Annotated in this window: 7 protein-coding genes and 1 pseudogene; 3 read left to right on the top strand and 5 right to left on the bottom strand. The window is 59.8% G+C overall.

Annotation, left to right across the window (positions count from 1 at the left end; translation table 11 throughout):
* A partial coding sequence (locus DBR24_RS32650) for a biotin/lipoyl-containing protein (protein WP_305889065.1) occupies positions 1-646 on the top strand: 646 nt, incomplete at its 5' end.
* A gap of 39 nt (positions 647-685) precedes the next feature.
* Here DBR24_RS32650 and DBR24_RS17905 read toward each other — a convergent pair.
* Positions 686-1342, bottom strand: a complete 657-nt coding sequence (locus DBR24_RS17905; RefSeq protein ID WP_123462373.1) for a LexA family transcriptional regulator — start codon at positions 1340-1342, stop codon at positions 686-688.
* Positions 1343-1472: 130 nt separating this feature from the next.
* Here DBR24_RS17905 and DBR24_RS17910 point away from each other — a divergent pair, with 130 nt between their 5' ends.
* Both DBR24_RS17910 and DBR24_RS17915 read left to right on the top strand, forming a co-directional pair.
* Positions 1473-1811: a DUF6124 family protein gene (locus DBR24_RS17910; protein ID WP_123462371.1), complete on the top strand. Its 339-nt coding sequence runs from the start codon at positions 1473-1475 to the stop codon at positions 1809-1811.
* Between the two features lie 481 nt (positions 1812-2292).
* On the top strand, positions 2293-3444 hold the full coding sequence (locus DBR24_RS17915) for a M14-type cytosolic carboxypeptidase (RefSeq protein WP_123462369.1): 1152 nt from the start codon (positions 2293-2295) through the stop codon (positions 3442-3444).
* Positions 3445-3591: 147 nt separating this feature from the next.
* Here DBR24_RS17915 and DBR24_RS17920 read toward each other — a convergent pair whose 3' ends face one another.
* The 4 genes and pseudogenes from DBR24_RS17920 to DBR24_RS17935 all read right to left on the bottom strand — a co-directional run.
* A complete protein-coding gene (locus DBR24_RS17920; RefSeq protein ID WP_128615418.1) occupies positions 3592-4137 on the bottom strand; it encodes a cytochrome b in 546 nt (181 codons plus the stop codon).
* Complete coding sequence (locus tag DBR24_RS17925) at positions 4134-5240, bottom strand: catalase family peroxidase (RefSeq protein ID WP_128615419.1); 1107 nt, start codon at positions 5238-5240, stop codon at positions 4134-4136. The genes DBR24_RS17920 and DBR24_RS17925 overlap by 4 nt, the downstream gene beginning before the upstream one ends.
* Before the next feature lie 121 nt (positions 5241-5361).
* Entirely contained in the window at positions 5362-6126 is a 765-nt protein-coding gene (locus DBR24_RS17930; protein WP_123462363.1) for an enoyl-CoA hydratase-related protein, read from the bottom strand.
* A 51-nt stretch (positions 6127-6177) separates the two neighbouring features.
* Positions 6178-7045: pseudogene (locus DBR24_RS17935) on the bottom strand (hypothetical protein); the annotation flags it as partial.

Consider the following 7045-nt stretch of genomic DNA (forward strand, 5'->3'; position numbering starts at 1 on the left):
GTTTGCCGCAGCGGAACTGGATACCGGGTTTATTCCGCGTTACCAGGAGCAACTGCTGCCTGCTCCACAACCCTTGAGCGATGAGTTCTGGGCCGCCGCCGGGCAGGCGTTTGCGCAGAGTCTGCCGGCGATTGCGCGGTCGGATGATCCCGCGTCGCCGTGGTCGCTCAACAGCGGCTTGCGAGCAGGTCTGCCTCGGGAACTGACCCTGCATTTGAGTTGCGAGGGTCAGGATCGCGCGCGAACGCTGGGGGCTGTTGGCAACGCCACGCTGTCAGGTGAAACGCTGATCATCGAGCACGACGGCGTACGCCGGACATTGCGGGCGATTCGCCAGGGCGATGCGCTGTACCTGCAATGGGAAGGCGAGTTGCGTCGCATTGAGGCTTACGATCCGATCAGCGCCGTGGAAGCCAGCCACAGTCATCAGGGCGGCCTGACGGCACCGATGAACGGCAGTATCGTGCGGGTGCTGGTCGAGGCCGGGCAATCTGTCGAGGCCGGCGCGCAACTGGTGGTGCTGGAAGCCATGAAAATGGAGCACAGCATTCGTGCGCCGCACGCCGGGGTGATCAAAGCGCTGTATTGCCAGGAAGGCGAGATGGTTGGCGAAGGCAGCGCTTTGGTTGAACTGGAAGAAGTCTGAGTGAGCGATCGATCCTGCGCCGAGCGAGGATCGATCTGACTAGTAACGTGCCGTTGCCTGCACCACAACACCAATGATGCGACACTCGTCGGTCAACAAGGCTTTCGGCCAGGTCGGATTGAGCGGCACCAGGTAACGCTGGCCGCCCTCTTCGTCGAGTTTGCGAAAGATCGCTTCAGCGCTGTCCGCCCACTGGGCGATGACCAGTTTGCCGGGCACTGCCTCCACCTCCGGATCGACCAGAATCAGCATGCCCTCGGCGATGCTGGGGCCGCTGGGCGCGGTCATCGAATCCCCCGCCACCGTCAACCAGAATGCCGCACCACGGGCGTGGTAATCCGTCAGTTCGAAACGCTGCTTGTCCGATGCGGCATAAGCTGACTCCCCGCTTTCGCGCACCTCACAGGGCATGTGCCAGTCACTGACCGGGTAGCGGAAGTACGGGTTGTACTTCTGCGCCAGCGGCATTTCGTCATCCGGGGTCAGCGGCGGTTCGCGAATCACCAGCACCACTTCCAGGAAGTCCATGCCCAGTGCCTGCAACACACGGTTCATTTCCGTGATCCCAGGTTCACGACGTTTGTTCAGCCAATGGCCGATCCCGCCCTGGGACATGCCGACGCGCTCTCCGAGCTCTGTTTGAGTGATTTTGAGTTCACTCATCTTGGCCTTGACCAACTCAATCCATTTATCCATGTGCGGCACCTTACGCGGACGCCTTCGGCTAGCAAAACACATATTGTAGTATTTAAATTCTGGTCACAACTACGCATCGTACTATTCTGCAAGCACGGATTTTCAATCAAACAAGGAGTGGCCCATCATCATGAATATCAGCAGCAAAGACTTGCCCGATCTGCAAATGGACACCATGTTCACCTCGCCTCAAGGCAATGCCGCGGCGCAGCGCGCCCTGGATTACTACTTGAAACCAGCTGTGTCAGAACCCGAGTCGGGCGAGCGTTTTTTCAATGTCAGGCACCATCTCAGTGGCGAAGAAGCCCTGGTGCACGCCTCGGATCTGTTGCGTTGCGCCGCCGCCACTGCGTTCAAGGCCGCAGAGAACCTGCAGGGCGCGAGTCGCGACCTGGCGTTTTCAGTGGTGCACATGGTGGATATGGCGCGGGCAATGGTCGACCATTCGCTCGATGGCGATGAGGTCTGAACGACCTTGAGTGGAACGGACGGAAAAGAATTTTCCAATCGCGCAGATAAAAACATTTGACTTGCAAATGATAATGATTATTATTGCAAGCAACTGGTCGCGAGATCAGTCGATGGGCCAGAGACCTTAGGTCGGTCTTCTGGACTATCTCCTCATCAGGCTAATCACGGTTTTTGACCCGGCTTTTTGCCGGGTCTTTTTTTACCCGTTTTTCGGGCTTATGGCTTCAGGCTAATGAAGTCTTTGAGTGCTGCAAATTCGATGGCGCGGATAATATCAAAAGAATATCGGTTGGCAAGCGAAGCCCGGCCACATTGGGGCGAACTTCAGATAATTAGCACTTGAGAATCAACTACACAGTCTCTAAGCTGCATTCGCGTCATGGAAGACGCCCCCCGCTACAGCCCTGCAAATCCCCTCGGTCTCACTTCAAGCTTGCGTGTAAAGTAACAGCCATAAAAATCATATTCAGGAAACGATTATGACCGTGGCCAAATCTTCGTTCGATATCAGTGCCAATTTCGACAGCGGCAACATTCAAGTCATCGACATCTCCAATCCGCTCAATCCGGTCCTGGCCATTCGCCCGGACACTCGCAGCCCGCACTTCCAGTGGTTTCACTTCAAGGCCAGCGGCCTGCATGTTCATCAAGAACACTGGTTTCGCCTGGTCAACGCCAGCCAGTCCTCTTACAACAAGGCCTGGACCGGCTATCAGGCCGTCGCGTCCTACGACCACGTCAACTGGTTCCGCATTCCTACCAGTTTTGAAGGTGACAGCCTGCGCTTTTGCCTCGAAGCCGAGCAGACGCACGCCTGGTTCGCCTACTTCGAACCCTACAGCCGCGGTCGCCATGACTGGCTGATCGATCAAGCGCAGACCAAGGCTGGCACCGAACTGCTGGCCACCGGCAAAAGCGTCGAGGGCCGCGACATTCAGTTGCTGCGCAAGGGCAGCGGCGCCGAAGGCCAGCGCAAGGTCTGGATCATCGCGCAACAACACCCCGGCGAACACATGGGCGAATGGTTCATGGAAGGCGTGATCGAGCGCCTGGAGCGCCACGACGACCCGGTGTTGAACACGCTGCTGGCCAGCGCCGACCTGTATCTGGTGCCGAACATGAACCCGGACGGTGCCTTCCACGGTCACTTGCGCACCAACGCCATGGGCCAGGATTTGAACCGCGCCTGGCAGAACGCGAGTCAGGAACTCAGCCCCGAGGTACTTTTCGTACAACAGCAGATGGAAAAGTACGGCGTCGACATGTTCCTCGACGTACACGGCGACGAAGAAATCCCCCATGTGTTCACCGCTGGTAGCGAAGGCAATCCGGGATACACGCCACGGATAGAGAAGCTTGAAGAGCATTTCCGCACGCACCTCAAGCGCACCACCAAAGATTTCCAGACCAAATACGGCTACACCCGCGACGAACCGGGCCAGGCAAATATGACCCTGGCCTGCAACGCCGTTGGTCAGAAATACGATTGCCTGTCGCAGACCCTGGAAATGCCATTCAAGGACCACGACGATGCGCCGAACCCGCTGACCGGCTGGTCGGGCAAACGCTCGAAACAACTGGGTAAAGACGTGTTGACCACCCTCGCCGACATGGTCGATATCTTGCGCTGACCCCCTCCCCGCGTGCCCTGAAGATCGCAGCGCGTCTGCGATCTTCAGGGCAGTTCCCGGGTAACGTGTACAACGCACAACCGCTGTGGAATACGGGTGGCTGCCCCTGCAAAGTGGCGCATTGACACAATGCGCCACTCCGACACATCAGCCGCGATCGCGTCCGCGCAACATGCTGTCGAGCACCTCGTCGCGGCGCACCCAGCCATGAAACAGCGCCGCCGCCAGGTGCAACAGCACTGTCAGGAACAACAGGTACGCCAGATACCCGTGGGCCTTGCGCAATAACGCAAACAGCTGCGCATCGGCCGGCACGATCGACGGCAGTTGCATTGTGGTGCTGAGCATTACCGGTTCGCCCGATGCACTGATCATCGCCCAGCCGAGCAACGGCAACACCAGCATCAAGGCATAGAGCAGCACGTGCGATGCCTTCGCCGCCATCACTTGCCAACCCGGCAGGTCCGCCGGCAATGGCGGCTGTCGAGTGGAAATGCGCACCAGCAAGCGCACAATCACCAGCGCCAGAATCGCTATGCCCAACGGTTTGTGCAGATGAATCAGCCATTCATGCCGCTCGGAAACCGAAGTCACCATACCGGCACCGATAAACAGCATCGCGATGATCATCAGCGCCATCAACCAGTGCAGCAGCCGCGCCAACAAAGCGAAATGTGTCGGTTGAGTGCTCATGGACGAGCCTCCTGTCTGGCGGCGGGCAACTGGCTGACTTCGCTGGTGCGACGCAGGTAGGAATTGGCGTAACCGGCGGAGCGTGCTGCGAGCAGCGGGTCGTCGGTGCCTTGAATACCGGCTGGCAGCACCAGCGGGTCATAGTTGATGTCACGGCACTCGCCGCTCAACTGCGGTTGGGTTTTCTCCAGCACCAGGGTGCCGGCGTTCAACACCTTGCGCCCCTCGGGCCAGATTTTGCTGGCGTCGTTCACCGGGTCATCGGCATTGGCCAGGGTGATGTTCAACTGAAAACGCAGGGGCGCCGCGGCCAGGCGTTGCACCAGGTCTTTCTCCAGAAAATCGCTGCCCTCAGGCGCGGTGGCGCCCGCCGTGTCCTGGGCCAACGGTTTCATGCTCCAGCGCACGGCCTGCTTCTTGCCGCTGGCATCCACCAGATAGAACGCGTTGACGCTGTTGTAGGTTTCAGTGGCGTAACTGGCTGACGGCCTGGCGGTCTTGATCCACGTCAGAAATGGCACCGCCTCCGGGTGCGCGGCAAAGAACGCCGGGACCTTGGCCGGGTCCGGTTTACCGGTGGCCGGGTCCGGCGACTGCGCCTGTTGCAACTGATAGAACGCCTCGGGCGTGCCCACCGGGAACACCGGCATGCTGTTCATCCCGGTACGCCACTGCTGACCGTTGGCCTGGGTGAAGCGCAACGCCAGACTGCGAATCGGCACGCTGTTGTCCGGCGCATAGGGATTGCCCGCCGGCAAGGCGAAACGTCCGACCACCGGGGTCCGCGGATCGTTGAACACCTGCGCCGTGGAGAACGCGCGCGCCTCACCGCTGCTCTCGAAATGCCCGATCACGCACACGCCCTTGGCGTGATTGCGGCGGAAACCGGGATGCACACCGTTGTTTTTCTCCAGCACATCGACCAACGCCTTGGGCGTCAGCCGTTGTGGCTCAAAGTTACCGTGCACGTAGGCAAACGCCCCGGCTACAGCGCCGACCACAACGGCAATGCCGGCCAGTCGAAATAGCAGGCTCGCGGCACTCAAGGGCGGACGCTGCGGCCTGCCAGGCGGAGAAGCGTGGGGTGAGGTGGGATCAACCATGAAAGACTCCAGGGCCAATGGCCATAGGGGAAGGTGCTATAAGACGCCCGTCTCGTAGGGTTATTCCCTTTGCACTGTAGTTTCTTTCATGGCTCTGCGTGTGATGCCGCGTGCAGGCAGGCTACACCTGATCAAAACGGGGTTCGCGCTTCTCCAGAAACGCCTGCATGCCCTCTTTTTGCGCCGGGGTGGCAAACAAGCCATGAAACACTCTGCGCTCGAACAGGATGCCATCGCTCAACCCCGACTCCAGCGCTCGATCCACCGCTTCGCGGGCTGCCAATGTCGCCGTTCGTGGAAACCCGGCAATGCGCTGCGCAACGGCCAGCGCCTGCTCAAGCAATTGATCGGCGGCCGTCACCCGCGACAGCAACCCCGCCTGTTCCGCTTCCCGAGCACTGATCGAACGCCCGGTCAGGATCATGTCCATGGCTTTTGCCCGGCCAATCAGGCGCGTCAGCCGTTGAGTCCCACCCATGCCCGGCATCACCCCGAGGGTAATTTCCGGCAAGGCGAACGTCGCGGATTCGGCGGCGATGATCAGGTCACACATCATCGCCAGCTCACAACCACCGCCATAGGCGTAGCCCGCGACAGCAGCCACCTTCGGCGTCCGGAGCCGGGCAAAGGCATCCCATCCGGCGAAGTAATCTTGCTCAATCATGTCCAGGCAGGATTTTTCATGCATTTCCTTGATATCGGCGCCGGCGGCAAAGTAATCCTTGGTCCCGGTAATCACGAAACACCCGACGCCCGGATCAGTGTCCAGCCCGTGCAGGGTCTCCAGCAGTTCACGCATCATTTCGGTGTTCAGGGCATTTCGGGCTTGCGGGCGGTTGAGCCGGATCAACACGACTCGGCCCTGTCTTTCGATCAACAGATTCATATTCATCTCATGTCGGTAAAAAGTGTCGGGAGGAAAACAGTCGCCGCGAGCTCAGGAATCCCAGATGGCGCCGTAGGCCGGTATGCCACGCGCTTCCATTTCTTCGACCACACGTTCAGTCAGCCGCTGATTTGAGATGCAAATCACCGCTTCAGCGCCGAACGACTGCACGGCGGCATAGGCCAATGTCACCAGATCGGGTTTGCCGGACACATCTGTGTCCCAGATCAGCGCATCAGGCTGGGCCTCGAGGATTTCGTCCACCAGCGAATCGCCATACGTGGCTCTCGGACTGCGGGTCGACCAGATCAGGCGGATTGGCACTTGCCTAGCGAGTAAATGGGGCAATACCGGCCCGATACCGCTGCCGGTGGCGATATACACCACCGATTTGAACAGTGTTTCGATATGCGCCACGCCGGCCGTGGTGATGCCCTTGACCCAGACATGTGTTGGCGCCTGCTCGATGAACGCCCCGGTCCAGTCGCCGGCCCGGGAAATGATCAGGCGGAAACCCTCCTTTCCCGGTGTGGGAATGTTGGCGAACGAATGCCATTCCCACAGCGGATTACGGCTGATCGCCGTGGCGGAGCCGGCAAACGGGGTGTGGTGCTCCAAGCGCACTATCACCGCATGCGACGAAGGCCGCACGAGGCTGACTGGCACTTTGCGTAATCGCAGCCACGGCAAGGCAATGCTCATCGTGACCAGCAGCAACATCCAGAACGAGGCGGACTGCGCCAGTACATCGATCAGCGCAGCCGCGCGATCCTGTTCCCGCGCAGAGACCAGCGTCATTGCCCAGAACATCGCCAACGCGGCCCACCCGGCGAAACGGTGGGTGCGTTCGAACGCATTATGAAAACGCCCGCGCAGGGTTGGCATCGCCATGACTGCCACCAGTAACAGGAGCCCCAAC

The sequence above is a fragment of the Pseudomonas sp. HMWF006 genome (assembly GCF_003061205.1).
GTDB classification, from domain to species: Bacteria; Pseudomonadota; Gammaproteobacteria; order Pseudomonadales; family Pseudomonadaceae; genus Aquipseudomonas; species Aquipseudomonas monsensis.

What these genes read in the sequence shown, in the direction of transcription:
- DBR24_RS17905 (WP_123462373.1), bottom strand. Translation starts at nt 1,342, where the DNA reads ATGGATAAATGGATTGAGTTGGTCAAGGCCAAGATGAGTGAACTCAAA.
- DBR24_RS17910 (WP_123462371.1), top strand. Translation starts at nt 1,473, where the DNA reads ATGAATATCAGCAGCAAAGACTTGCCCGATCTGCAAATGGACACCATG.
- DBR24_RS17915 (WP_123462369.1), top strand. Translation starts at nt 2,293, where the DNA reads ATGACCGTGGCCAAATCTTCGTTCGATATCAGTGCCAATTTCGACAGC.
- DBR24_RS17920 (WP_128615418.1), bottom strand. Translation starts at nt 4,137, where the DNA reads ATGAGCACTCAACCGACACATTTCGCTTTGTTGGCGCGGCTGCTGCAC.
- DBR24_RS17925 (WP_128615419.1), bottom strand. Translation starts at nt 5,240, where the DNA reads ATGGTTGATCCCACCTCACCCCACGCTTCTCCGCCTGGCAGGCCGCAG.
- DBR24_RS17930 (WP_123462363.1), bottom strand. Translation starts at nt 6,126, where the DNA reads ATGAATCTGTTGATCGAAAGACAGGGCCGAGTCGTGTTGATCCGGCTC.